Here is a 26,547-nt window from a genome sequence, read left to right as displayed (position 1 = left end):
CCATCATGCCTAATGCTTTATAAACGTATCCGCGCCAGGATCAGTTAGTCGGCACAAGAACCAGCCCGCCATTGTGTGCGCCCGGCACCGCGGCGTAAGGCAGCGCGCCTCCAACATCGACCGCAACCGCCGAATTCGTCGGCGTATTGCCGCCGGCGTTCCAGGTAGCGACGGCGCTGGCCGAGTTGTTGGCGCCGCCGACGAAATTCTGGAAATACAGATGCGAGGTCGTGCTGCCGACACGTGATAGGAAGGCAGCGTCATCGGCGGGCTGGCCGAGGGTCACGGCGTTGCCGCTGATATTGAGATAGGTCGTTGTAAAGTCGTTGCTGTTGGAACCCGAATGCACCTCGATGGCAGCAACGCCACCGCCCGGCGTGCCGCTGCCAGACGTTGTGATCGTGTTGTTCTTGATCGTCAGGTCCAGCGAACCGTTGTCGGTGCTCGGACCGGCGCCGTCGCCATGCGGTGTGACAAGGATCGCGGCATCATTGCCGGTCTTGCTGATGGTGTTGCCGATGACCTCGATGACGCCGGTCGAGGCGTCTTCAGGATGGATGAAGATCGCCGAGCCGGTCGAGCCAACGCCGCCGCCCTGGATGTCGGCATTGTTGTTGATGCGGCCCATGATGACGGCATTGTTGATGCCGAACACGTTGATGACCGGACCGCCATTACCATAGATCTTCTTGTTGTTGAGGATCTTGAAGTTCAGGTGCGCGGTATCCTCGGCGTTGAGGCCGATGGCGCGGCCGAGGCCGCCTTGCGGATCGAACGTATTGCCGTTGCCGGCCGTGCCGTCGCCGATGTTGACGTTCAGTGTCGAGGTGTCGCGTGCGAAGGCCTCGACGCCGGAGGTCTTGAGGCTAAGGAAGTTGCTGTTCAAGATATTCAGCGTCGCGTTGGCGGAGCCGAAGGCCTCGAAGTTCAGACCTTGCGCGCCGTTTGCCGAAAGTTTCGTGTTGCTGAAAGTGCTGCCGCTGATGTTCAGCGTCAGGCTGGTGCCCGAGTCATTGCGGATATCGACCAGATTGTCGCCGCCAGCGCCGGCCGCGAAGCTGAACGTGGAATTCGTGATCGATGACGTGCCGGTGAGGTTGTAGAACCGCATGGCGCCTTCGAAGACGGCGTCGCCGAAGCCGGTTACCGTGGTGTTGGCGATCGTCAGATCCGACACGTTCTGGCCGTTGATGCCGACCTGGACGCCGCCGTTCAGATTCAAATTGGTGAACGCTGCCGTCGCCAAGCCACTCATGTTGATGGCGGCCTGGGCGGCGCTGTTGAATGTCGGGCCGTCGATATTGTTCAGCGTGCCGTTGCCGGTGTTGGCATTGGTGAAGTTCATGTTCGACAGTGACAGGTTCTTCGTCGACGTGAACAGCGCGCCTTGCGCCGTGTTCTGGATTGTGCCGCCGGAACCTGCCGTAACGCCGGTGCCGGTGACCGTCAGCCCGCCATTGCCGGCGGCGAGGCCGGTGTTGTTGAGCACGATGCCGTTGGTGCCGCCATTCGCCGAAATGCTCTGGAACGTCAGGCCCGGGCCCCCGATTGTCGTGTTGACGACGTTGAGAGCGGTGCCGGTCGTCGACGTTATGGTGTTGCCGGTGCCTTGCACCGTCACCGTGCCGCCGCCGGTGGCGTTGAAGCCGGTGCCGCTGGTGGTGTTGATGACCAGCCCGCCGGCAGTGAAGTTGATTGTCGCGCCGGTGTTGCTGGTCAGGTTGACGGCGGTGTTGGCTCCGGTGGTCAGCGTCTTGCTGGTACCCGAGAAATTGATCACCGCCGTGCCGGAATTGCCGCTGACGTCGATGCCGTTGGCGACGGCGCCAGTGGCGCTCAGATTGCCGCTGAAAGCAACGGTTCCGGCTGTGCGGCCACTGACCTGGACGATGTTGCCGGCCGTGGTCTTGGTCACCGACACGGCAATAGTGACGGCGCCCGTGCCGCCATTGATGTCGACGCCGACGCCGGTCGGGTCGTTGGTCGCTCCGATCGAGCCGCCATTGACGTTGACCGCATTGGTGTTGTTGTCGATCCTGATGCCGGCCAGGGTCGTGTTGTCGATTGTCACCGTGGTGAAGGTCACCGCGCCGTTGGCGCCGCTGAGCAGGATGCCATTGCCGGCGGTCGCCGAGATGCTGGCGGAGCCAAAGTTGAATGTGGCGCTGGAGCCGTTGATCTCGATGCCATCGCCGCCACCGGACGTGCCGGCAACAGTAACGGCGCCACTGATGAATGTGCCGCCGCTGACATTGGTCAGGTTGATCGGGTCGGCAGCGACCGAGGCGGTGGACTGCAGCGTGGCGAAGGTGACGCCGCTGCCGCCGATGGCGACGCCGTTCCAGTTCAGGATCTGCCCTGATGACGTCTGGATGGTGTTGCTGGCGCCCGCGACATTGATCGTACCGCCACCGGTCGCGTTGAAGCCGATGGCGCTGGTGGTGTCGATGTTGAGGCCGCCGCCGATGAAGTTGACCGTCGCGCCCGTGTTGTTGGTCAGGTTGACGGCGGTGGTGGTTCCGGTGTTCAGCGCGCTGCCAGCGCCGGAGAAGGTGATTGTGCCGCCGGTGTTGTTGCTGACGTCTATGCCGTTGGCGGTGCCGACACTCTGGTCCGCGCTCAGGGTTCCGCTGAGTGTGACGGTTCCAGCGGTACGGCCGCTGATCTGAACGACGTTGTTGGCAACGGTTCCCTTCGACACCGACGCCGCGATGGTGATGTTGCCGGAGCCGCCATTGATGTCGATGCCGATACCCTGGACAGCGCCGAACCCGCCGATCAGACTCGTGTTGTCGCTGATCGTGACCGCGCCGGTGTTGTTGTCGATCCTGATGCCGCCGCCGGTGGCCGTGCCCGTCTGATCCGCGATCGTCACCTTGGCGAAGTTCACCGTTGCGCTGGTGCCGTTGAGGAAGATGCCGTTGGAGTTGGTGCCGCCTGGGACGCTGAGCGTGCCGCCATTGAAGGTGCCGCCGCCGACATTGGTCAAATTGACCGCATCGCCGCCGGTGACTTTGGTGTCCGCTGTCATCGTGCTGAACGTTGCGCCGCTGGCGCCGACCGTCATGCCGTTCCAGACCAGCAGCTGGCCGCCCAAGGTCGTGTGGATCGTGTTGGTGCCGGTAACGTTGATCGTGCCGCCGCCGGTGGCGCCAAAGCCGAGGCCGGAGCTGGTGGTGATGCCCATGCCGCCGGCGAAATTAATGGTGGCGCCGGTGTTGGTATCCAGATTGACCGCAGTGTTGACGCCTGTGGAAAGCGTCATGGCGCCGTTGAAATTGAAGGTGCCGCCGGTGTTGCCGTGGACATAGATGCCATTGTCGCTGGCGGTGTTGGCGCTGAGATTGCCCGACAACGTGACCGCGCCGCCGGTGACGCCGGAGATGTCGACGATCTTGCCTGCGGTGGTCTTGGTGAGCGAGGCGACGACGTTCAAAGTCGCGGCGCCGCCGATTACCTGGACGGCGGAGCCGGTCGGGTCGTTGGTCGCGCCGATCGAACCGCCATTGATGTTGATCGTGCCGGACGTGTTCTCGACGCGCACGCCGGCGTCGCCCGTATTGTCTATCGTCACCGTGCCGATGGTGACCGGGCCGGTGACGGTGTTGATGACATAGACGCCGACGGCGGCAGCCGAACTGACGACCACGCTGTCGAAATTGACCGTTGACGACGTGCTGTTCTGAACGATCAGGCCGTTGTTGCTTGCGCCGGCTACAGACAGGGCGCCGCCGTTGAAGGCGCCGCCAGAGACAGTGGCGAGCTGCACGCCGGCGCCACTGCTGACGGTTCCCGTCGCCTTCAGCGTGTCGAATTTCATGCCCCCGGCACCGATCACGGCGGTCTGCAGCGACAGCACCCGGCCTGTCGCCGTGGTGATCGTGTTGCCGGTTCCGCTGACGGTGATCGAGCCGGCGGCGATGCCGAGGAAGCCGTCGCCGCTGGTGGTGTCGATGGTCAGGCCGCCGGTGAAGCTGGTGCTACCGCCTTCCTGGAAGACGCCTTTTCCGCTCGTCGTGTCGATGTTGGCGAGACCAGAAACGTTGAGCGTGCCGGTCTGGACATGGATGCCGCCGCCGGTCGTAGCGGTGTTGTTCACCGTCACGGTGTTGAAGTTGAAGGTGCCGGTGTTGGTGTTGATGGCATCGATGCCGAAGCCCGTCGTGTTGGAAATGCTCGTCGCGCCGGTGACGGTGAAGGTGCCGGCCACGCCGTCGAAGATGATGCCGCTGGCGCTGCTGTTGGCACTCACGCTGCTGAACGTCATGTTCACGGTCAGCGGATCGAGGTTGAACGCCGTGCCGCCGTTGGTGGTGACCACGCCGGCACTGCTGTTCAGCGTGAAGACCGTGCCGGCGCCCTTGGTGTTGACCAGGACGCCGGTGCCGCCGGTATTGGCGAGGTTGAGCTGGCCCAGATCAAAGGTGCCGCTGGTATTGGTGAAGCTCAGGCCATTGCCCTGGATCCGCGCACCGGGAGTGCCCATGGCGAGCGTGCCGGCGCTGACGGTGCCGCCGGCGCCATCGGAGTCGAACCGGACATTGTTGAAGGCGATGCCGCCGCTTCCAGCACCGCCGGTCACTTTGTTGCCGGCAAACGACCTGATCGCGATCGAATTGTCCGTCGCGCTGATGTTCTGGCCAGAGAAGGACGCAGCCAGCCCGGACGCGGTCGACCTGAGCGTGTTGCCGTCGATGGAAAGCAGAAGCGTATTGGCCGGCGCGCCGGTCGTGGAGAAGTCGAGTGCATTGCCTCCGGCGGCGATGTCGTTGTTCCTGAGGAAGAAACTGGAGGCGCCCGTCGCATTGACGGCGACGCCGGCGCCGCTGCCGATATTGCGGACGATCAGGTTTTCGATGCCTCCGGTGAAGACGCCGGTGCCGCTGGTCGCGAAATTGATCACCGAGGTGGCGTTGTTGCTCTGCAGGATCGGCCGCAGCGTATCGATGCCACCAGGCGCCGAGATGATCGGCGAATTCTGTACTGTGGTGAAGTGGAAGGCCGCGGATGCGCCGCTGCTGGTGTCGACGCCGAGCTGCGAGACATCGACGGCCGCATCGCCACTCTTGAAGGCGAGCAGCACCTGCCCGTCATCGAGGTTGAACGTGGTGCCGCTCAGGTCGACGGTCTCCTGGGCGCCGTTGACGTTCTGGTCGATCAGCACCACGACATTGGCCGTGGACGCCTGCGCGCCGACATAGCTGCCCGGATTGGCGAGGCTGCCATCGCCGGTGCCGCCCGCCGTGACATAGTAGACGCTGATCGACGCCAGGTTCGCGGTGTCGCCGGTGAAATTGACGTCGTTGAAATTGTAGTCGCCATTGGTCGGCAAACTATCGGTGGCGTGGATGACCTGGCCGCCGGTGGTCGCGATCGAGGATTCGGCAGGGCCCTGGCCGTCGCCAAACACCAGCTGGGCGTTGGTGGCGCTGGAGAACTGCACGCCATAGCCGACATTGGCGATGGTCGAGGTCTGGCCGGCCGGGTTGTTGTTGACGGTGTCACCGAGCTGGATCGTACCGGTGGTGCTTGTGGTGCCGGCCATGTCGATGCCGATCGTGCCGGCGAAGCTGCCGCCGTCGACGTCGAAATCGCCCGCCGTGATGTTACTCGCACCGAGCGCCGCGCCGTTGAGGTCGAAGCCGACCGCATTGGCGGCATTGAGCCCGACCTTCAAACTGGTGAAGTCCAGCGTCGAGCCAAGCGTGCCGGAAATATCGACGCCGCGAGAGGTGATGCCTTCCAGGTCGTCCGCGCCGAGACTGAGCGTGCCGCCGCTGACATTGTTGAGCGAGATGCCGGTCGCCGCGCCGTTGACCGAGATGGAATCGAAGTTGATGCCGCCGGCGCCGACCGTCGCACCGTCGAGGTCGAGCGCGGTGCCCGTGCCGGTGGTGATGGTGTTGCCGGTGCCGCTGACGCTGACCGTGCCGGCGCCGAAGGTGCTGGCGGTGAAGCCGGCGCCGCTCGAGGTGGTGATGACCAGACCGCCATTGGTGAAGGCGAGCGTGCCCGTGCCCTGGGTCGGGCCGATGCTGGGGGCCTTGACGATGGCGTCGTTGGTGCCGCTGCTGGTGTTGAAGATCTTCGACGCGCCGGAGAAGGTGGCCGTTCCCTCGGACGATCCGTCAAACAGCACGCCGATGGCGCTGCCGGTATGATCGATCGTGCTCGAAATATTGTAGACGCCCTCGGCGTTGCCGCTGAAGGTGAAGACCGCTGTCCCCGGCAGTGCTACCGCCGAGGTCGAAACGACCGAGCCGCTCATGTTGAGCGCGCTCCAGTCGCCGCCGCCGGCCTGCAAGACGCTGCCGGCGCTGACGCTGATCGAGCCGTTGTAGTTCAGTGTGGCGTGGACAAGGTTGTTGCCGCCGGCGAGAGTGATCGCTGAACCGGTGGTGCTTGTCGTCGCGCCGATGCTGGCGCTGCCGCCATTGCCGCCAACGTTGACGGTCCCGCCCGAGGTCGTCAATGCGATACCGACCTCAGCGCCATCGATGGTCAGGGTGGATCCGGCGACATTGGCGATGTTTATGGTGCCGACCTGCGGCCCACCGATATCGAACCCTCTGTAGCTGACGTCGAGATCGGTCGTGCCGGTGAAATTCACCACGCCGGCGCCGCCCAGGCCGGCCAGCGAGGCGCCGAGGTAGCCGGTATCCTTCAGGCCGCCAATGTTGACGTCGCCGGCGAGATTGATACCTCCAAGCAGAACACCTGCGCCGGCATTGGTGGATACGGCCGAGACGCTGTCGAAGGTAACCCCGCCAGCACCGACATTGGCGCCAAACAGGATAAGGCCGTCGGCGCCGGAATTGATCTTGTTGCCCGCGCCGGTGACGGTAACGGTGCCGGTGGTAAAATCGCCGAAGGCGATGAAGCCGGTGCCGGTCGTCGTCTTTATGTCGAGACCGCCGCCGGTGAAATTGATCGCGGAATTGGTGTTGGGGGTCGGCGTACCCGCCGGGAAATTGCCAACCATGCCCAGGCTGACGGCGTCGGTGGCGCCCGAGCTGATCACCTTGCTCAAGCCCGAGAAGGTGATGGTGGCCGAATCGTTGCCGGCAATGACGATGTTGCCGCCGGCCGCAGCATTGCTGTCGGTCAAATTGCCCGACAGGGTCACCGAGCCGCCGGTCATGCTCTGGATCGAGACCGCGGCGCCCGCGCCGTTGGTGGCAATCGTGCCGCCATAGGACATGGCTGCAGTGCCGCCGCTGGCGGCGGTGGTCGAACCGACGTTGAATGACGTGCCCGCACCGCTGTTGGTCAGCGTGCCGGTGCCGAAGCTCGCCGTGCCGCTCACATTCTGCAGGTCGATGCCGTTGCCGGTGGCGAATGTCGCGCTGGTCGTGGCGAAATTGATGCCGGCCGTGATGCCGTCGAGCGCTGCCGCTTGTGCCAACGTGGCGTTGATCGTGCCGGTTGTGACATTGACCGTGCCGCCACCCGTGGCGCTGAACGCCGTCGTGCCATTCGTGGAGATGTCAAGATCGGCGAAGGTGACGGTGGAGCCGGTGTTGTTGGTGAGCGACACACCATCGCCGGTGACTGTCACCTTGTCGGTGAAGTTGACTAGGCCGCCGGTGCGGCTTGCGATGCTGACGCCACCGCCGGTCAGCGTCCCTGCCGTTGCGCTGTTCGGCAAGGTGCCGCGGGTGATCGTGACGTTGCCGGTCCCACCAGTGACTTTGAGCAGCGTGCCCGCAACGTTGATATTGTTGTTGGTGATCGACAGGTTGGTGTCGAGGCTGGTGACATTGAACGCCAAGCTGCCGGTGGCGACATTGCTGACCGTGACGCCTTCGATGACGATGCCGCCGGCATTGTTGAAGCCGCCGGCATTCTGGTCGACGGTGAAGACCGCGCCGCTGGCGCCGTTGAAGTCGAAAGCGGTGTTGCGCACCTGGTTGCCGCCGAGCAGGTGCAGGAAGTCGCCGGTGCCGGTGACCACGCCTTCATTGCCGGTGACGTTGCCGCCGGTGGCGCCGAGATTGCCCTGGACATTGACCGGCTGGATGGTGCCGGAGGTGAGGATGGAGGTGCCGTTGCCGAAGCCGGTGATCGACTGTCCCGAATCGAGCGTGAATGGCGTGCCGCTGAGATCGACGGTGCCGACGAAGGCGAAGGTCTGCGTGCCGGCCATGGCATCGGCGGCGGCGACAGAGATGGTCGTCACCGCGGCGCTGAGCCCGTCCGTGCCGGCGGCGATCACGCCCCCCGACTGCGAGACCATGATGACGCCGCCGACAGCGCTGGCCAGATTGGCGGGGCCGGTGAAGGCGACATCGTCGAAATCATAATTGCCGAGCGTCGGATCGAGCCCGATCGTGTTGACGGTGTAGCCGCCGGCTGCCGCGGTGATGAAGGACTCCAGCCCATCGCCCGCATTGCCGTCGCCGAAGGTGAAGTTGGCGTTGGCCGAGGTCGCCGTGGTGCCGCCCGACGACAGTTCGACGCCGACGCCGACATTGGAAATGCTGGAGCCTTGCAGGAAGGTGATGGTCTTGTCGCCTTGCGTCGACGACAGGTCGATGCCGCGCGAAGTCAGATCACCGGTGCCGGTGATGGTCGTCAAGCCGAAATCGGCCGTCGTGGCCGATACGCTGAAGTCGATGCCGGTCTGGTTGGCGCCGACATTGCTGACGGTCGTTGTGCCGAAGGTGATGTCGGCATTGTTGCCGTCGAAATTGATGCCTGCCGTGTTGGCGGCCGAGCCCAGCGTCACATTGGTCGTACCGAAGGTGACAGCACCATTGGTGTCGCCGTTGCCACCAATGTCGATGCCGTTGCCGCCGGCGCCCGACACGGTCACCGCGCCAAACGTGGCGCTGCCGCCGGCGGCGACGTTGGAGACCGACACGCCGTTGCCGGTCGCATTGGTGACCGACAGCGGCGCCGAGGCATTGAATACCGAGCCATTGCCGATGCTGGTTATGATAGCGCCACCGCCGCCGGTCGCCGTCAGCGCCGAGCCCGTGAAGCTGATCTGGGTGTTGGCTGGCGCGCTGCTGAAGCCGATGTCGAAGAGATTGCCCGTGCCGGTCGAGGTGACCGCGCCGCTGAAGGTCACCGAGCCACCGGTGGTGGCGTCGACCTTGACCGCCGTGCCACCCGTGGTGGCGGAGCTGTTGATGGCGGCGCTGATGGTGATCGCGGCGGTGCCGCCGGAGACGAAGACGCCGTCGCCGGTGCCCGAATTGCTGATGGTGCCGCCGATGCCGATCGTGCCGGTGTTGTTGGTCAGGCTGACATCGGCGCCGGACACACTGGTGGTGACGAGATTGTTGACGCTGACCGTCGCGGCGCTGTTCTGAACCACGAAGCCCGGGCCCGGACCGCCGACTGTAGCGATGGTGGTGGTGCCGTTGAACGTATAGGTGCCGCTGGCGACATTTGTCAGCCGGATGGCATCGCCATTGGCACGGCTGATATCGACGGCGCCGAAGGTGACATTGCCGCCGCTGGTGTTCTCGATAAGGATGCCGGTCGGCACCGTGCCGCCGGAGCCATCGACGGTAACACTGGCGAAGGTAACGCCCGCCGCGCCGATGGTGAGACCGCTGGCGCCGCCGAGCTGGATGCCCTTTTCCGTCGCGCCGGCGCCGGTGTTGACCGTATTGCCCGCCCCGGTCACCGTCAGCGTGCCGCCATTGATGGCGCTGAAGGCGAAGCCGCCGTCCGTGGTCAGGTCGAGACCACCGGTGAAATTGATCGCGCCGCCGGCATTGCCGGTCAGGTCGATCGCATTGGCCGCACCCGTGCTGGCGGTGATCTTGCCGCCGAAAGTGGCGCTGCCGCCGGTCATGGCGTTGATCTTGACCGCGCTGTTGGCGCTCGTCTGGTTGATCGTGCCGTTATAGGTCAGGTTCGGCGTCGAGCTATCGATGTTGAACGCCACGCCGGTCGTGCCGGCGATCGAGCTCGCCGCATCGAACGTCAACGTGCCGGTGGTGCCGCCGGTGATGCTGACGCCGGTGCCGGCGCTGGTGACGTCGAAATTGTTGAAGGTGCCGGTGCCGCTGAAATTGTTGAGCGACAGGCCGGTGGCGACGCTGCTCACCGTCACGCCCTGGACGGTCAGGCCGTTGACGCCGGAGGCGCTGATTCCAGCGCCGGATCCGCCGGAAATATTGAAGTCGAGTAGCGAGTTGCCATTGGCCGCCGTCACCACGGCGCCGGCGCCGGAATTGGTCAGCGTTGCCGCGCCGCCCGGGTCCGAGACAACCTGGTCATGCTCGACATTGTCGCCGGTGACATTGATTGGAATGCCGCCAAGCGAGAAGGAGCGGCCATTACCGAAGGACGCCAGCGTCTGTCCGTCGCTGAGCGAGAAACCGCCCGACGCATCGATCGGCGAGCCTCCATTGACCAGCACGAAGATCGCGGTGCCGTCCGTATCGAGGTCGGCCTGGTCGATTGCAAGCAGGCTCGACGTCGAAGAGCCATCGCCCGATGATCCGACGGCGCCGACGAAAATCACATTCTGCTGGTCGAACAGCTGCGGGCCGCTGAAAGTGGTCGAGCCGAACGCATAGTGGCCGAGCGTCTGATTGAGGCCGCGGGCGTCGAGCGAAGCGGTGATGCCGGCGATCGAACCGCCGCCGAAGCTGAATTCGGCGTTCGCCGAATGAGCCAGCGAACCGGTAATGCCAAGGCGCACGCCGGTGTCGACGCCCGAAATGGAACCGCCATTGGTGATGATGATCGTGGCGTCGCCGGTGGTGTCGGCAAGGTCGATGCCGATGGTGCCGGCAGCATTGGAGCCGGTGATGTTGAGCGACTGCGCGGTGAAATTCGTCTGGCTGCCGGAGAAATCGAGGCCGGTGCCGACGCCGAGGCCGGAAATGACGATGTTGCCGGCCACCACCGCCGCGTTGACGCCGGCAAACGACATGCCGTCGGCGCCGGGATTGGTGATGTTGATGTCGCCGAAGCGGATCGTCGCCGGCGAATCGGTAATGGCGATCGCCGGTCCCGTCGTGTTGGAAATCGTCGTCGCGCCATTGACGGTGAAGCTGCCCGAAACATGGTTGAGCACCACACCCGACGTGCCGCCGGTCTGGGTGATCGAATCCAGCACCACATGGGCGGTGATCGGGTCGATGAAGACGCCGACGCCGCCATTGCCGGAGATGGTGCCGCCTGTGGTGGTGAAGCTGCCACCGCTCGACGTGCCCTGCACGGTTATGCCGCGGTCGGTATTGTTCAGCGCATTGACGACGGCGAAGGTGTAGGTGCCCTGGCCGGTGATATCCAGACCGTCGTCGAGATTGCTCTGCAGCAATGTCGTGCCGGTAAAATTGTAGGTACCGTTATCTTCGATGTGCAGGCCGTCGAGGCCATTGCCGGTCGCGGTGAAATTGGACGCGCTGACGTTGGTTGAATTGCCCTTGAATTCGGCGCCGTTGCCGCCGGCGCCCGTCACCGTGACATTGGTCAGCTTCGTGCCGGTGACGTTGTTGCCGAAAATGCCATCGGCGCCGCCGGTGATGGTGATGCCGTTCACCGTGTTGCCGTTGCCGAGCGTGATGACGTTGTTGGCGACGTTGGTGCCCTGGATCGTGCCGTCGCTGCCGCCGAGATTGAAGGTCGCGGTGCTGCCGTTGAAAAGTTTGGCGGTGACGCTTTCGCCGCCACCGATGACGGTCTGGCCGTTGGCAAGCGTCACGCCGGCCGTCGTCAGATTGCCATTGCCGCCGAGCGCCACGACAAAACCGCCGCTGCCGGCCTTGGTAACCGCGTCGTCCAGCGTCGTCGGGTCGGCCTGCGTACCGGCTCCGGCCAAGCCGCCATCCGCAAAATAAAACTTGCCGAAGGCCGCATTGGTGGCGGCGTTGATGGCGACGCGCGTCGTCGAGCCGCCGGTCAACTCCTGCGACTGGATCCTGACGCCGATATCGCCGCGCACCCGCTCGTTGACGCGCTTGCGCAGGCCTTCGCTGACCGGATAGATCGGGTCCGTGTCGATGGCCGCGGTCGTGTCCGAGCCATGGCCGGGGTTGAATGGAATGTTCAGCCGCACGCTGCCGGCGAACTGGGTGTGGTCGCGATTGTCGTCGCGGACCTCGCCGGCAAGCACCAGTTCGGTGCCGCTGCCGAAGACATCGCCGATCGTGTATTCGAAGCCGGCCTTGGCCCCGGTGACGCTGCCGTCATCACCGTGCGGATCCTCGAAATGATAGCCGCCAATGTCGAGCCGCAGCGAATGCTTGTCGGGCAGGTTGATCGGCACCTTTGCGCCGATCTCGCCTTCGATGCCCCAGGCCGCGTAGTCGCGGTGGTCGAGCACCGATATCTGTTCGATCAGCTGGTTGCTGACCATCGACAGCGACGAGCTGGTCGAGTGGTCGGTCGAGTCGCCCTTGATCGGCACGAAGACGTTCACATGCGCGTCGAAATTCGGCGTGATCGCCTCGACGCCCAGCGTGCCGGCGGTGAACTGGGTGCTGTTGTAGTTCTCGACGTTGATATAGGCGTAGCCGCCGAGCATCAGGTCGGGATTGACGATGCGGCGAATGCCGAGGCCGATATCCTGGCCGGAAGCATCCTTGAAATCGTGCTTGGCCCTGACATCCAGGAACAGCACCGATTCGGCCGTCTGCTTGACCGGGATGAAGCCTTCGAGCGCGGCATTGCCGCCATTGTTGTCGGCGCCGACGATGGCGCGGATCTGCGGCTGCCAGAGCCCATCGGGGTCGCCATGGGCAACCACGCCTGAAAGGCCGAGCGCCAGCGTCGTCAGTGCCGTCGTCTTCCACAGATGCCTTGCGATACGCGAACGGCGATAACCGGCGCGCACGTGGAAACCCTCCCCGCGCGCTGCCATCTCACCAACTTGCCGAGACTTCTCGGTAGTTCCCATCCCTGGCGAGTCCTTCTGAGGACTACACGTCCCGCGTTTATTTCTTACGCGAATTCTATTGTATAGCGAGTCCGGAATGTTGTGACTGTTGTTGTCGACTCCCAAACTTCTGCCCTGTGGCGATATTGCCACAGTAGATTTGCCGGCTTGCTTGGCCGGGAAGTCGACTTCAGGAGCAGTCGCCATTGCGGTATCAAGCCTTTTCCAGGAGAATACCTGCCGGAGCAAGGAAAACTGCGGGACGTGAAGAACATGGCAACTATTTTAGCTGGGACTAATCTATTCCGCATAGTCGCGGCATCGGCTGCTCTGTGGCTGCTGGCGGCTTCTGTTGGCCCGGCGCTTGCCGAGGACGCCGCCAAAGAATCCCAATCCAAACAGCCTCAATCCAAAGAGGCCGGACCCAAGCCGGCTGACGCCAATCCATGGGCCGTGAACTGCTCCAGCGGCTCGGCGACCGGCGAGCTTCAGTGCCAGGTGTCGCAGAACCTGACCGAGGCCAAGACAGGCCAGCGTGTGCTGACGGTGACCGTGCGCCGCGACAGCAGCAATGGCAGCCTGGCCATGCTGCTCGCGCTGCCGCACGGCCTGTTCCTGCCGTCCGGCGTCAGCTATCAGGTCGACCAGGGCCAAAAGGTCGTCATCGCCATCCAGACCAGCGACCAGAATGGCGCCTACGCCGCCACCCCGCTGTCGCCGGAACTGGTCAAGACGATGAAGTCGGGAACGACGCTGAACATCGGCATGGAATCGGTGACGCGCAAGCCGGTGACCATCCCGGTGTCGCTCGCCGGCTTCACTGCGGCCGTCGCCAAGCTGGAATCGATCAAGTAGCGGATTTCGCCGTTCGTCTGGGTCGACTGCCTGCCTCCACGGATCGGATGCCTCGGCAATTGGCGAGCGCGCCACCTGTCACCTCGTTGGAGAGGCATCACAGAACCCGCTTGATTGTCTCCACCTGCAATGCTCCGTTGCCGCCTTGGACATACGGAGAAACCCATGACGGGCTTTGTCGACCGCCAGCGCACCGCGCATGTGATGCAACGCGCCGGCATCGAAGCACTTGTGCTCTCGGCGCCCGAGGCCTTCCACTATGCGACCGGCGCGTGGATCGGCCCGGCCGGCCTGTTCCGGCGCGCCGGTGGCGGCTTCGTCGTCATCCCGGCCCGGCAGGACCTGCCGATCGGTGTCGTCGTCGCCGACTTCAACGCGGCGCAGCTGCGGCTGGCCGCGCCAGAGGCGGTCGTGCGTTCGCATCCGATCTGGATCGAATCCGCGCCGGTCGATACATCTCACGGACTTCCCCTGGCCGAGCGCATCGAGGCCGGCCTCGCCTCGCTTGGCCGCACGCCGGATTTCTCGCGGCCCGCGACCTTCGACCTCGCCGGTTCGGTGCGCCAGTTGCAGGCCTTGCTGGACGAGTTCGGACTGGCGCACGCAACGCTCGGCATCGACCTCGACTTTGTTCCAGCCGCCGATTTCGCGGCCATCCAGACGCTGCTGCCGCACTGCCCGATGGTCGACGGCTCACCCGTGCTGGACAGGCTGCGGGCCATCAAGTCGCAGCGCGAGATCGATCTGCTGCAGCAAGGCATTTTTCTCTCGGAGGCCGGGCTGGAGCGGCTGCAGGTGGACGCGATGGCCGGCATGCGCCAGGCCGATCTCGTCGCGCTCTACCGCAAGGGCGTCGCGGACGCGGCCGCCGGTCTGTCACATCCGGTCGCGTCAGCCGAATATGTGACACTGGGCGCGCGGGCCAAGGGCGCCGATGCCAGGGCCGTGGCCGGCGATCCCTTGAAATGCGACATGGTCTGCACGGTCGGCGGCTACGCCTCGGACATGTCGCGCAATTTCATCTTCGGGCCGCCTTCCGCCGACCAGGCCGAACTGCATGCGATCGCCGAGCGCGCCTTCGAGGACGGGCTGGCGGCGCTGATCCCCGGAAACACGCTCGCTCATGTGCATCGCGTCACCACCGACAGCCTGGCCCGGCAAGGCCTGCGCTCCTACCGCCGCGGCCATTTCGGCCACAGCGTCGGCCAGTCGGTCTTTTCAGAACAATGGCCGTTCATTGCGGCCGACAGCGAAGTCATGATCGAGGCCGGTATGGTGCTGGCCTTCGAAATCCCGCTCTACATAGACGGCCTCGCCAGCTTCAATCTTGAGGACCAGTTCCTGATTGCGGCGGATGGACCGAAGGCGATGAACCGGCTGCCGAGGCGGCTGGAGATGGTTGGGTAAATGGCATCTCGGCACCGAAACTGCGACGCGCTGTTGGACTACACGCCATAGGATGTGTTGAGATTCAGGTCAGGCCGCGCCGAAAGCGGTGGTTCCCGAGAACCGGAGCGTCGCGTACTTAAAGTACGTGAGCACCGGAAGCGCAGGGAACCGCCGCTTGCAGGTCGGCATCACCTGAATATCAGCACATCCTAACCACTCACCGCCGGCCGCCGATCCCTCCACGGCATCTCCTGCTCGAGCTGTGCCGACGCCGCCAGCACCGTCGCCTCGTCGCCATAGCGGCCGACCAGCTGCACGCCGATCGGCACGCCGTCTTTCGACCAGCCGAGCGGCAGCGAGATCGCCGGCTGTCCGGAAATGTTGAAGGGGAAGGCGAACACCGCATCCGCCCATTTGGCATTGTAGCGGTCGAGGTCGGTTTCCGACATGTCGTAATGGCCGAATGGGCGCGGCAACTGCGTCAGCGTCGGCGTGATGAAAAGATCGTAGGCATTGAGATCGCCGACAATGTCGCGGCCGATTTGCCTGAGCTGCTCGACATCGGAGATGTGCCTGACGCCGCTGGTGGCGCGACCGCGCTCGATGATCGCCCAGGTCACCGCCTCGACATCCCCCGGATGCACCGGCCGGCCGATCACGGTTTCAAGATAATCGAAGGTCGCCGCCGTCTGCACGCAGGTCATGTTGGTGTAGGTCGCCCAGACGCCATTGGCGTCGAGCGGCATGTCGTGCTCCTCGACATTGTGTCGCAACCGCTCGAGTGCCGCCACGGTGGCCAGCACCGCCGCCTTCACCTCCGGGTCGATGTCGGTGCCGTTGGGCGGCGTGACGGTGAAGCCGATGCGCAGCTTCTTCGGCGCCCGCGCCGACAGGTCGAGCCAGGAGGTGTCCGGCACCGGAGGCGTATAGGGATCGCCCGGCAGCGCGCCGGCCACGGCATCGAGATAGGCCGCGGTGTCGCGCACCGTGCGCGAGCAGCAGAGGACATAGGCACCGCCATACCAATAGTCGCCGAACGGCGCGAGGCTAACACGGCCGCGCGACGGCTTCAGGCCGACAATGCCGCAGCACGAGGCCGGAATGCGGATCGAGCCGGCGCCGTCGCTGGCCTCGGCGATCGGCACCATGCGCGAAGCGATGGCTGCCGCCGCACCACCGCTCGAGCCACCAGGCGTGATGCCGCCCTTCCACGGATTCTTGGTCGTTCCGTAGAGTTTCGGCTCGGTCGTGATCGACCAGCCATTTTCGGGCGCGTTCGACTTGCCGACCAGCACCAGCCCCGCCGCCTTCATGCGGCGCACGACTTCGGTGTCAAAGTCGGCGACGACGTCTTTCAGGTAGAAAGAAGAATTGGTGTTCGGCGCCCCGGTCCAGGACGAGGCCAGTTCCTTGAGCAGGAACGGTACGCCGGCGAAGGGCGCCGATCTGTCGACCGTCTCAGCCTGCGCGCGCGCCATGTCGTACAGGCGATGGACAACCGCGTTGAGCGCCGGATTGAGCCGCTCGACCAGCGTGATCGCCGCCTCGACCAGCTCGGCCGGTGAAACCTGGCCGCCGCGCACCAGCCCGGCAAGGTCGAGTGCATCGGAGTCCGCGCAGGTTTTCAGCAGACTGTCGGTGACAGCGGCCATGTATTGCTCCTTTTATGTCTGATCTGAGTGACTCCCCCTCACCCAGCCTCCGCTTCGCTCGGCTGCCCTCTCCCTGAGGGGAGAGGAGATTACGAGCGCCAGCGCTTCCCTCTTCTCCCCCACGGGGTTCCGAAGGACGGGCGAGGCCCGTGACTCGCCCCGGCACAGGTGGCCGCGAAGCGGCCGGATGAGGGGGCTGGCGCCGACGTCAGGCCAGCTCGACAGTCCGCCCCAGTTCGATACTCTGTTCGGCGGCGAGCACGATGCGCAGGCTGTTGACCGCCGCATCCATCTGCTCGGTCAGATCGAGATCCTCGCGGATGGCGCGCAGGAAGAAGGCCTGCTCGCGGTCGCAGAGTTCCTGGTGGCCGGGTTCGTCCTCCATGCTGACGATCTCGTCAGGCTTGGAGAAATTCTTGTCGCCGTCGACCTGCGCGTAGTGGATCTTCAGCGCATCGGTCTTGGTGTGGCGGTCGATGTCGGCCGAATTGGAAACCTCGGCGTCCTTGTCATTGCTCGCCGTTTGGCCGGCGACGATCGACACCGCGCCCTTCGGGCCGACCACGTCCTTTACGAAATAGGCCGTTTCACTCATCATCGGCCCCCAGCCGGCCTCGTACCAGCCGACCGAGCCGTCATCGAAGGTGACGTGCAGATGGCCGTAATTCTGCTTGTCGGCCTCCGCCCACAATTTGGCGCCGATGCCATGCACCCGCACCGGCTTGGCGCCGGTCAGCTGGCACATGACGTCGACATAGTGCACGCCGCAATCGACGATCGGGATCAGCGAATCGATCAGGTTCTTGTGCCAGTGCCAGGCGCTGCCGCTGCTCTGCTGGTTGAGGTTGAGGCGCATCACCAGCGGCTTGCCGAGCGTCTTGCCGACCTCGATGAATTTGATCCACGAGGGGTGGACGCGCAGGATGTAGCCGAGCACCAGCTTGCGGTTCTTGGCCCGCGCCGCCGCCACGACCTTTTCGGCATCCTCGATGTTGGTGGCGAGCGGCTTTTCCATGAACACATGGCAATTGGCCGCGATCGCCTTCAGCGCATATTCGGCGTGCGTGTTCGGCCAGCTGTTGATCGAGACGGCGTCGGGCTTGGTGTCCTTCAGCGCCAGGTCGAAATCCTCATAGAGCGGATAGGAGGCCAGCTCCGCCGGGATCTTGGTGTTGCTTTTGATCGAGCGGCTCATGATGCCGACGATCTCAAAACCCTCGGAGCGGTGATAGGCGCTGGCGTGCGACGCACCCATATTGCCGAGACCCACCACCAGCACTTTTACCTTGTCGGCCACCGCCACCTCCCACGCTTTCTTTAAGGGATTGCGGGCGGCAATCGTGTTGCCGCCCGGTTCTGTTGCCGGCTTACTTCACCGCCGAATCGAACAGATGCGCCTTGATCTTCTCGACATCGAGCGCGGCAAAGCCTTCCGACAGTTTGACGCCATCGGCGTCGGCCTTGACCTTGGCTTTGTCGAAGTCATTGGCCGCCGGGATCAGGTCGTTGGTGCAGACGTCCTCGGCCTTCACCGGATTGGTGATCTGGCCGATCTTGTGGATCTCGTCGAAGAAACCCTGCCAGCTCGCCATGTCGTGCGAGCCCCAGCCGCCGCGCTTGTCCATGTCGCCACGGAAGACGTTGATCTGCTGCAGGATCGAGGTGGTGCCGAGTTCCGGCCCGAGATTCTTGGCCAGCGTCGGGAACTGTTCGAACACCGCTTCGACAGCCGCGCGCGGATTCTGGTAGCCGAATTCGAGACCCATCGCCCAGTCGCGCAGGTATTTTTCCAGGAACGCCTTCTTGTCCGGATCCTCAAGATCAGCGGCGCGCACGACAAAAGTGTTGGCCGGCAGCTTGGAATTCTTCACGCCGAGCCAGTATTCGAAGTCGAGGCCCTTGGCGATCCATTCGGCGCGCAGCCCCTCCCATGACAGGGCCGCATCACCCTGGCCGCCGGCAAGTGCGGTACCCCAGGTCGGCCAGCCGGCCTCGACATATTTCACCTTCTTGATGTCGACGCCTTGCGCGGCGAGCAGCGGATCGGTGATCGACTGCCAGGCGGCGGAGCCGAGCAGGATGGTCTTGCCTTCGAGCTTCTTCAGATCGTTCGATCCCTCGCCCTTGCGGAAGGCGATGCTGAACGTGTCGCGGGCGCCCATGTGGAACACCGATTTCAGCTTCATGCCGTTCTGGATGGCGAAGGAGAACACGCCGGGCGACGGGAAGCCCATATCGGCCTGGCCGACATCGACGAACTTCACCGTCGCCGTGCCGTCCGACGGGCCGGGCTGCATGTCGGTGTCGAGCCCGTCGAAATAGCCGGCCTTCTTGGCCGCCCAGTAGGGATAGTCATCGAGCACTTCGAGCGTGCCGCGCGGCGAGATCCAGGTGAATTTTCCATAGGCCTCGGCTCTGGCCTTGAGGCCGGTGGCGCCGAGCGCGGTCGCCGTCACCAGGCCGGCGCCGGTCACCTGCAGGAAATAACGGCGGCTGATGCCCGCCTGGTTCATCGAATTGTCTTTGGTCATCGCTTTCCCCTTTTTGTTTGACGTCGGTCTGCCGCCCGCCTCCCGGGCGTCTTGCTTCAAATCTTCAAGCCTCCCAGCTCGCCCACTTCTTGCCGATCAGGAAGAACAGCACGTAGATCAGGATGCCGAGCGTCGACAGGATCAGCACCACGGCGAAGAACTGCGGCATCTGGATCATCGACGAGTAGGTGGTCAGCCGGTTGCCGAGGCCGAAGCCGCCGCCGACCATCTCGGCGCCGACGGCGGTCAGCAGGCCGAAAATGGCGCCGATCATCAGCCCGACCAGGATCATCGGCAGCGCCATCGGCGCCCGGATCTTCCAGAAGATCTGCAAGGTGCTGGCGCCATAGGACCGCGCCAGCGCGATCTTGGCGCTGTCGACACGGCGAAAGCCGGTGGCGGCGTTGATCATCACCATCGGCCCGGCGGCCAGCGCCACCGCGATGATGCGCGGCGTGTAGCCGAAGCCGAAGCGCAAGATGAGCAGCGGCACCAGCGCGAGCATCGGCGTAGTGACGAGCAGCAGGATATAAGGCGCGACGATTTTTTCAGCGAAGGGGAACTGGGTGATGACGGCGGCCAGAACCAGGCCGACGACGGCGCCGATGGCAAAGCCGGACACCAGCTCGACCAGCGTGTAGCCGAGATGCGGCGCGATCAGCGGGAACTCGTCGAACAGCGCATAGGCGATCGAGCTTGGCGGCGGCATGATGTAGAGCGGCACATGGAACAGCCGCAAGGCCAGTTCGATGCCGCCGATGATGACCACGGCAACGGCGATGATCGCCGCGACTTCCTTGCCCGACTTGATGCCGGGACCGCTGGCGAAGGCCGACAGGTTGGTCAGGCTGACATCCTTGCCGTCGCCGGACTTGGCACCCGATTTGGATTTGGAAAATTCCGGGATGGCGTCGCTCATGGCCTGATCCTCACGATCTCGGCGCTGGTGCGCTCCGGTGCCGTCGGTCTGGTACGCTCGCCGACGATGTCCATCTTGATCCGGTTGGTGAGATCGAAAACCTCTTTGGTCGCCATGATCTCCAGCGAGCGTGGCCGCGGGAACGGCACACGGTATTCCTTGGCGACGCGGCCCGGCCGCGCACTCAGCACCACCACCCGGTCCGAGAGAAAAATCGCTTCCTCGATCGAGTGGGTGATGAAGACAATGGTGGTCTTGGTGTCGAGCCAGATCTCCTCGACCAGCCGGTTCATCTCCTCGCGGGTAAAACTGTCGAGCGCGCCGAACGGCTCGTCCATCAACAGCACCGAGGGTTTCAGCGCCAGCGCCCGCACGATCGCCGCGCGCTGCTGCATGCCGCCCGACAGCTCGCGCGGAAACTTTCCGCCGAAACCGTCGAGGCCAACGCGGTTGAGCAGATGCGCAATCCAGGCGCGGTCCGGCTTCTCGCCCTTGATCTCGAAGGGAAAGCGGATGTTGGCGTCGAGATTGCGCCAGGGCAACAGATTGGCTTCCTGGAAGACGATGCCGATATCGGGATGCGGCCCGGTGATCTTGGTACCGTCAAGCCGGATCTCGCCGCTGGTCAGGCTGTGCAGGCCCGACATCGACCACAGAAGCGTGGTCTTGCCGCAACCGGACGGGCCGACGATCGAGACGATTTCATTCGCTCTGACATCGAGGCTGCAGCGGTCCAGCGCCAGCAGGTCGCCGGACGCCGTGTGATAGATCTTGGTCGCTGCCTGCACGCCAAGCTTCGGCGTTGTTATCTCGCCCGCGTTCATCCGCCCCTCGGAGATTGCGTGATGATCCAGTAGGTCATCAGACTGCCAGAAATCAGTCTGTAACTATCCTACTTTGCTGTCAAGCGCTCGCGGTGGTACCCTTATCATCAAAATCCCATATTGGCATTATCGCTTTGTTTTGACTGCATTTTATCTGCCTTGAAATGTGTGTTGCTTTCCTACATACTCCGCCAAAGAGACGTGGGATACCCTCGCGGCACGCGGCGGCTGCAGCGTGGCCGGGCGCATGGAACGACAGCGTGCAAACATGATAAGAGGTCAGGTCGAAAAGGGCAGGGAAGACCGACTTCATGACCGAAGCTGACAGCCAGACAGGCAGCGCCTTGAACAGCGATCCGGAAGCGCGCGACCTCAGGCGCATCCCCGACATCATCTCGCTGGTCAAGGATTCCTACAGCGAGTTGAGCCCGGCCGAACGCCGCGTCGCCGATGTCGTGCTCGACGATGTCAAATACGCCGTCGACGCCTCCAATGCGGCGATTGCCGAACGCGCCGGGGTCAGCGAACCGACGGTGACCCGGTTCTGCCGCGCCATCGGCTGCGAGGGCGTGCGCGATTTCAAGCTGAAGCTGGCGCAGAGCCTCGTCGTCGGCGCGCTCTATCTGGCCAAGTCGCCGGCCATCAGCAACGACAATGGCATGCCGTTCTGGAACGCCGTTTTCGGCGAGGCGCGCCGGGCCTTGCAGGAGGCCGAGCGTCAGCTCGATCCGGGTGAGCTGCAGAAGGCGGCCGAACTGATCGCCAAGGCGCGGCAGGTTACGGTCTTCGGCCTTGGCGGCAGTTCCTCGGCGCTGGCGCAGGAAACCCAGTATCGGCTGTTTCGCTACGGCATCACGGTCAGCGCCCAGTGCGATCCCTATCTGATGCGCATGACCGCCTCGACGCTGAAGCCGGGCGACCTGGTGATCGCCATTTCGGCGACCGGGCGCACGCGCGAAGTGATCGAGGCTGTCGAACTGGCCAAGCACTACCGCGCCAACGCCATCGCCGTGACCGCACCCGATACCGACCTGGCCCGTGCATGCGACGTCAGGCTGACGGTGGCGGTGCCCGAATATCCCGACACGCTGAAGCCGACCGCCTCGCGCTATGCCTTCCTGATGATGATCGACCTTCTGGCCGTGGCTTCCGCCTACAAGCTCGACGGCTCGGCGCGCGAGACGGTCCGCCGCATCAAATACAACGCCCAGATCCACCGCACCGGCAAGGAGATGGAGCCGCTCGGGGATTAGCTCTCTTCTCCCCGTTCACGGGGAGAAGGTGCCGGCAGGCGGATGAGGGGCAGCTCCGGGTTCGACAATTACCGTCCCAATACAAATTGGGCATCGCAGCAAAGAGGGAAAGAATGCTCGAGATCGCACCGACGAAACAGGCAGCCGCATGGCTCGAATCCCTGGCACAGGCACTCGCAGCCGGCGACGTGGCGGCGGCAAGCAACCTGTTCGTCGATGATTGCTACTGGCGCGATCTTCTGACCTTCACCTGGAACGTCACGACCATGGAAGGCCGTGAGGCCATCGCCGACATGCTCAAGGCAACGCTGGCGACGACAAAACCCACCGCATGGCAGATCAGCGGCGAGGCGACCTCGGACGAGGGCACGATCGAAGCCTGGTTCACCTTCGAAACCGGGGTGGCCTCCGGCCAAGGCATCCTGCGCCTGCGCGACGGCCGTTGCCGGACATTGTTCACGGCGATGACCGACCTCAAGGGATTCGAGGAGCGCAAGGGTTTGGCGCGGCCGCTTGGCGTGCGCCACAAGGCCGACCCCGAGCGCGAGACCTGGTCGGAGGCGCGGGCGCGCGAGACGCGTGACCTCGGCGCCTCCGAGCAGCCCTATTGCCTGGTCATCGGCGGCGGCCAGGGCGGCATCATGCTCGGAGCGCGGCTCCGGCAGCTCGGCGTGCCGACCATCGTCATCGAAAAGAACGCCAGGCCCGGCGATTCCTGGCGCAACCGCTACCGCACGCTCGTGCTGCACGACCCGGTCTGGTACGACCATCTGCCCTACATCCCGTTTCCGGAAAACTGGCCTGTCTTCACGCCCAAGGACAAGATGGGCGACTGGCTGGAAATGTACACGCGCGTCATGGAGCTCAACTACTGGGTCGCCACCAAGTGCCTCAGCGCTTCCTATGACGAAACCGAGAAGGAATGGACCGTGGTGGTCGACCGCGTCGGCCGGCAGATCACGCTGAAGCCGAAGCACATCGTCTTCGCCACCGGCGCCTATGGGCCGCCACGAAAGATCGACCTGGCCGGCGCCGATGCGTTCAAGGGCGAGCTGCTGCATTCCAGCCAGTATGCCAGCGGCGACAAATTCCGTGGCAAGAAGGTTGCCGTCATCGGCGCTGCCAGCTCCGGTCATGATGTCTGCGTCGATCTCTGGGAAAGCGGCGCCAACGTCACCATGATCCAGCGCTCGCCGACCACCGTGGTCAAGTCGGACACGCTGATGGAGGTCGGCTTCGAGATCTTCTCGGAAAGCGCCCTGGCGCGCGGCATCACCACCGAAAAGGCCGACATGATCGTCGCCTCGACGCCTTTCGCGCTGGTGCCCAAGGGCCAGCGCGCATTGTACGAGGTGATCAAGGCACGCGACGCAGGCTTCTACGATCGGTTGCGCGCTTCGGGCTTCGCCATCGATTTCGGCGACGACGAGACAGGCCTGCTGATGAAAGCCTACCGTACCGGCTCCGGCTACTACATCGATGTCGGCGCCTCGGATCTGATCATCGACGGCAAGATCGGCATCCGCAGCGGCGTCGCCATCAAGTCGCTGACGGCGAAAGGCATCCTGTTCGAGGACGGGAGCGAACTCGAGGCGGACGCCATCGTCGCCTGCACCGGCTACCAGTCGATGAACGAGAATGTCGCCGCACTTGTCTCGCGCGAGGTCGCTGACAAGGTCGGTCCCTGCTGGGGTCTCGGCTCGGGCGTCAAGGGCGATCCCGGCCCATGGCAAGGCGAGCTGCGCAACATGTGGAGGCCGACGGCGCAGGAGGCGCTGTGGTTCCATGGCGGCAATCTGGCGCTGTCGCGTTTTTACTCCAAATATGTGGCGCTGCAGATCAAGGCACGGATGGAAGGCATCACCACACCCGTCTACGGGAAGCCGAGCAACGCCTGACCGGACAACGCAAGTATCGGTGGGCCACTACTCTAAATTGCTTGCGAAGTTTTCGGATACGGTGAGTAATCCTCCCCCAGTATTGCCTGGCATTCTGGGGAGGGAAGCCGGTGGGACTGCTGAGAGGGCTGCGCATAAAGCTTGGACTGAAGAAGGACCCGTTGCCGCCACTGCCTGGTGTCGAGATCGGTCGTCATACCTACGGTCTCAAAAAGGAATCGTTCTTCGTTCCACACAAGAACGTGCCGGTGCGGATCGGTTCGTTCTGTTCGATCGGGCCAGATGTTCTCTTCATCTGCGCGGCCGAGCATCGCGTCGACACCGCGACCACCTATCCGATCCAGTTCGTGGACGGAAAGATCCGCAATGCGCCCGGCACGGTCGGCAAGGGTCCAATCACGGTCGGCCATGACGTGTGGATCGGTGCCCGCTGCACCATCCTTGGCGGCGTCACCATCGGCAATGGTGCGGTCATTGGCGCCGGCAGCATCGTCACCCGGGACATTGCGCCTTATGCCGTCGCGGTCGGCAATCCGGCCCGTGTATTCCGATATCGTTTCGCGCCCGAAATTATCGAACGCTTGCAGTCCCTGGCATGGTGGAACTGGAGCGACGATCTGATCCGCGAGCGCGTCGAGCTTTTGACGACCGCCGGGGTCGAGCAGTTCCTGAGCGCCGTCGGGCCCGCGCCCCGCGCCTCGCACAACCTCACTCGTGACGATGCCCAAAATGCCGGGCAGCAACCTCGACATGCGTATGGTCGGCATGCGCCTCGAAAAGCTCGGTCTCGCTCAGATCGTTGACCGCCTCGTTCGGCCACCAGGTGCCGCCGATGACAATGCCTTCCGACACCAGCCGCTGATCGGCGACCAGCGCGGCGCCGACCGCGTCGACGAAGGTGAAGCGGCCCGACCGCTGGCGAAGGACGGCTACGTCGCCGACAGTACCGACCTCCAGCGTGCCGAGATCCGGCCTTGCGATTGCCCGCGCCGGCCCTTGCGTTGCCGCGCGTAAAACCTCGACAAGCGGCATGCCGAGCGCCATCAGCTTCGACATGCAGACCAGTATGTCGAAGGCCGGCCCGTCGACGCAGTAAAGATGCACGTCGCTCGAGATCACGTCCGGCGCCAGCCCCTCGGCCAGCATGGCGCGGGCGACTTCGAAATCGAACGAACCCATGCCATGGCCGAGATCGAAAATGACGCCGCGCTCGCGCGCCAGCCGCATGTCGGGCCGCACCGCGCCGGAGGCAAATACCGGCGCGTTGGGGAACGGACGGAAGCAATGGGTGAGGATATCGCCCTTGCGCAGGCGCGGCAGCACTTCCGAGCGGCCGGGCGGCGGCTCGTCAATATGCGCCATCAGTGGCAGGCCGGCTTTGTCGGCCGCCTCGAGCGCCAGATCGACCGGCGCGATGCCGCTGGTGCCGCCGGCATGCTTGCCGGAGCGGACTTTCACGCCGACGACGACGTCGGCGTGCTCGCGCGCGGCGGCAACCACCTCGCGCGGTTCGCAGAGCCTTAGATCGCTGCATTCGCCGACCGACACCGTCTGCGAGAAGCCGAAGATGCCGGCAAAGGAAATGTTGACATAGGCCAGGATGCGCACCTTCGAGCGCTCCATGACATGGCGGCGGAAGCCGAGGAAATTGCCGGCTCCCGCACTGCCCGCATCGATGAAGGTGGTGGTGCCGCTCTTGGCCGCCAGCCGGTCGGCATCGACGCCGAGCGAGGTGCCACCCCAATAGACGTGGCTGTGCAGATCGACGAGGCCGGGCGCGACGATGCAGCCCGTCGCGTCAACAATTTTGGCGGCTCGATCCGCCGGAATATCGGCGTCGATCGCGGCGACGCGGCCATTGGCGATAGCGACATCGCGCGGCGCGTCGATGCCCGACGCCGGATCGATCAGCCGTCCGCCCTTCAGCAGGAGGTCGAATTGCATGGGGGAACCTCCGCTTCGTTATCGCTTGTCAGACCGGTCTGTACGCGACGGCCTCGACCTCGATCTTGATGTCGATCATCAGCCGCGATTCGACCGTGGTGCGGGCCGGCGGGTTCTTCGGGAAGTGCCTGGCATAAACCGCGTTGAACGCGCCGAAGTCGCGCGCGTCCTCCAGCCACACGGTGGTCTTGACCACATCGTCCAGGGTACAGCCGGCGAGCGCCAGTGCCGCCTTCACATTGGCAAGCACCTGCTCGGTCTGTTCGGTAATACCGCCCTTGACCACAATGCCGTCGCTGCCGACCGGAACCTGGCCCGAGACATAAACGAAGTCGCCGGCCCGCACGGCGGGCGATAGCGGCACATGGGATGTTCCAAAAGTCTGCTTGGGCAAGGCATGCCTCCTCTGATCGCACGGGCAGGGCCCGCTTCGGCGCA

General features: G+C 64.2%; 13 protein-coding genes. 5 read left to right on the top strand and 8 right to left on the bottom strand.

The annotated features are described in order from the left end of the window. Nucleotides 1-40 precede the first annotated feature (40 nt). Nucleotides 41-12,829: a beta strand repeat-containing protein gene (locus tag AC56QX_RS06300; protein WP_497114462.1), complete on the bottom strand. Its 12,789-nt coding sequence runs from the start codon at nucleotides 12,827-12,829 to the stop codon at nucleotides 41-43. Between the two features lie 468 nt (nucleotides 12,830-13,297). On the opposite strand from AC56QX_RS06300, the gene AC56QX_RS06295 reads away from it, so the two are divergent. Continuing rightward, nucleotides 13,298-13,699 carry an invasion associated locus B family protein gene (locus AC56QX_RS06295; RefSeq protein ID WP_497114460.1) on the top strand — a complete coding sequence of 134 codons (402 nt, stop codon included), beginning with the start codon at nucleotides 13,298-13,300 and terminating at the stop codon, nucleotides 13,697-13,699. A gap of 165 nt (nucleotides 13,700-13,864) precedes the next feature. Continuing rightward, the gene (locus AC56QX_RS06290; RefSeq protein WP_497114457.1) at nucleotides 13,865-15,106 is read left to right on the top strand and encodes a M24 family metallopeptidase; all 1,242 of its coding nucleotides are present in this window, start codon (nucleotides 13,865-13,867) and stop codon (nucleotides 15,104-15,106) included. Nucleotides 15,107-15,297: 191 nt separating this feature from the next. On the opposite strand, the gene AC56QX_RS06285 is transcribed toward AC56QX_RS06290, so the two are convergent. The 5 genes from AC56QX_RS06285 to AC56QX_RS06265 form a co-directional block, all read right to left on the bottom strand. Next, nucleotides 15,298-16,740 carry an amidase gene (locus AC56QX_RS06285; protein ID WP_497114455.1) on the bottom strand — a complete coding sequence of 481 codons (1,443 nt, stop codon included), beginning with the start codon at nucleotides 16,738-16,740 and terminating at the stop codon, nucleotides 15,298-15,300. Between the two features lie 208 nt (nucleotides 16,741-16,948). After that, nucleotides 16,949-18,037: a Gfo/Idh/MocA family protein gene (locus AC56QX_RS06280; RefSeq protein WP_497114452.1), complete on the bottom strand. Its 1,089-nt coding sequence runs from the start codon at nucleotides 18,035-18,037 to the stop codon at nucleotides 16,949-16,951. A 70-nt stretch (nucleotides 18,038-18,107) separates the two neighbouring features. Further along, nucleotides 18,108-19,271: an ABC transporter substrate-binding protein gene (locus tag AC56QX_RS06275; RefSeq protein WP_497114449.1), complete on the bottom strand. Its 1,164-nt coding sequence runs from the start codon at nucleotides 19,269-19,271 to the stop codon at nucleotides 18,108-18,110. Between the two features lie 64 nt (nucleotides 19,272-19,335). Next, nucleotides 19,336-20,190, bottom strand: coding sequence for an ABC transporter permease (locus AC56QX_RS06270; protein WP_477223920.1), 855 nt, complete (start codon nucleotides 20,188-20,190; stop codon nucleotides 19,336-19,338). Beyond that, complete coding sequence (locus AC56QX_RS06265; protein WP_258588466.1) at nucleotides 20,187-21,014, bottom strand: ABC transporter ATP-binding protein; 828 nt, start codon at nucleotides 21,012-21,014, stop codon at nucleotides 20,187-20,189. Before AC56QX_RS06265 ends, AC56QX_RS06270 begins: the two co-directional genes overlap by 4 nt. Nucleotides 21,015-21,325: 311 nt before the next feature. On the opposite strand from AC56QX_RS06265, the gene AC56QX_RS06260 reads away from it, so the two are divergent. The 3 genes from AC56QX_RS06260 (at nucleotide 21,326) to AC56QX_RS06250 (ending at nucleotide 24,968) form a co-directional block, all read left to right on the top strand. Further along, nucleotides 21,326-22,267: a MurR/RpiR family transcriptional regulator gene (locus AC56QX_RS06260; protein WP_497114446.1), complete on the top strand. Its 942-nt coding sequence runs from the start codon at nucleotides 21,326-21,328 to the stop codon at nucleotides 22,265-22,267. A 113-nt stretch (nucleotides 22,268-22,380) separates the two neighbouring features. Continuing rightward, nucleotides 22,381-24,165 carry a flavin-containing monooxygenase gene (locus AC56QX_RS06255; protein WP_497114444.1) on the top strand — a complete coding sequence of 595 codons (1,785 nt, stop codon included), beginning with the start codon at nucleotides 22,381-22,383 and terminating at the stop codon, nucleotides 24,163-24,165. Nucleotides 24,166-24,275: 110 nt separating this feature from the next. Next, a complete protein-coding gene (locus AC56QX_RS06250) occupies nucleotides 24,276-24,968 on the top strand; it encodes a CatB-related O-acetyltransferase (RefSeq protein ID WP_497114441.1) in 693 nt (230 codons plus the stop codon). Here the strand turns inward: AC56QX_RS06250 and AC56QX_RS06245 are convergent. Together AC56QX_RS06245 and AC56QX_RS06240 are read right to left on the bottom strand one after the other, a co-directional pair. Further along, complete coding sequence (locus AC56QX_RS06245; protein WP_497114439.1) at nucleotides 24,874-26,109, bottom strand: amidohydrolase/deacetylase family metallohydrolase; 1,236 nt, start codon at nucleotides 26,107-26,109, stop codon at nucleotides 24,874-24,876. The two genes, AC56QX_RS06250 and AC56QX_RS06245, sit on opposite strands and share 95 nt — an antisense overlap. Before the next feature lie 28 nt (nucleotides 26,110-26,137). Then, nucleotides 26,138-26,503, bottom strand: coding sequence for a RidA family protein (locus AC56QX_RS06240; RefSeq protein WP_027047560.1), 366 nt, complete (start codon nucleotides 26,501-26,503; stop codon nucleotides 26,138-26,140). Nucleotides 26,504-26,547 lie beyond the last annotated feature (44 nt).

This window comes from Mesorhizobium sp. RCAM 06353 (assembly GCF_059683585.1).
The sequence above is the reverse complement of the archived record's forward strand: the minus strand, read 5'-3'. Positions and strand labels throughout refer to the sequence as shown.

Bases quoted from the DNA above. Each gene is read 5' to 3' on its own strand.
- AC56QX_RS06260 (WP_497114446.1), top strand. From the start codon at position 21,326: ATGACCGAAGCTGACAGCCAGACAGGCAGCGCCTTGAACAGCGATCCG.
- AC56QX_RS06285 (WP_497114455.1), bottom strand. From the start codon at position 16,740: ATGGCCGCTGTCACCGACAGTCTGCTGAAAACCTGCGCGGACTCCGAT.
- AC56QX_RS06255 (WP_497114444.1), top strand. From the start codon at position 22,381: ATGCTCGAGATCGCACCGACGAAACAGGCAGCCGCATGGCTCGAATCC.
- AC56QX_RS06275 (WP_497114449.1), bottom strand. From the start codon at position 19,271: ATGACCAAAGACAATTCGATGAACCAGGCGGGCATCAGCCGCCGTTAT.
- AC56QX_RS06270 (WP_477223920.1), bottom strand. From the start codon at position 20,190: ATGAGCGACGCCATCCCGGAATTTTCCAAATCCAAATCGGGTGCCAAG.
- AC56QX_RS06245 (WP_497114439.1), bottom strand. From the start codon at position 26,109: ATGCAATTCGACCTCCTGCTGAAGGGCGGACGGCTGATCGATCCGGCG.
- AC56QX_RS06265 (WP_258588466.1), bottom strand. From the start codon at position 21,014: ATGAACGCGGGCGAGATAACAACGCCGAAGCTTGGCGTGCAGGCAGCG.
- AC56QX_RS06290 (WP_497114457.1), top strand. From the start codon at position 13,865: ATGACGGGCTTTGTCGACCGCCAGCGCACCGCGCATGTGATGCAACGC.
- AC56QX_RS06300 (WP_497114462.1), bottom strand. From the start codon at position 12,829: ATGGCAGCGCGCGGGGAGGGTTTCCACGTGCGCGCCGGTTATCGCCGT.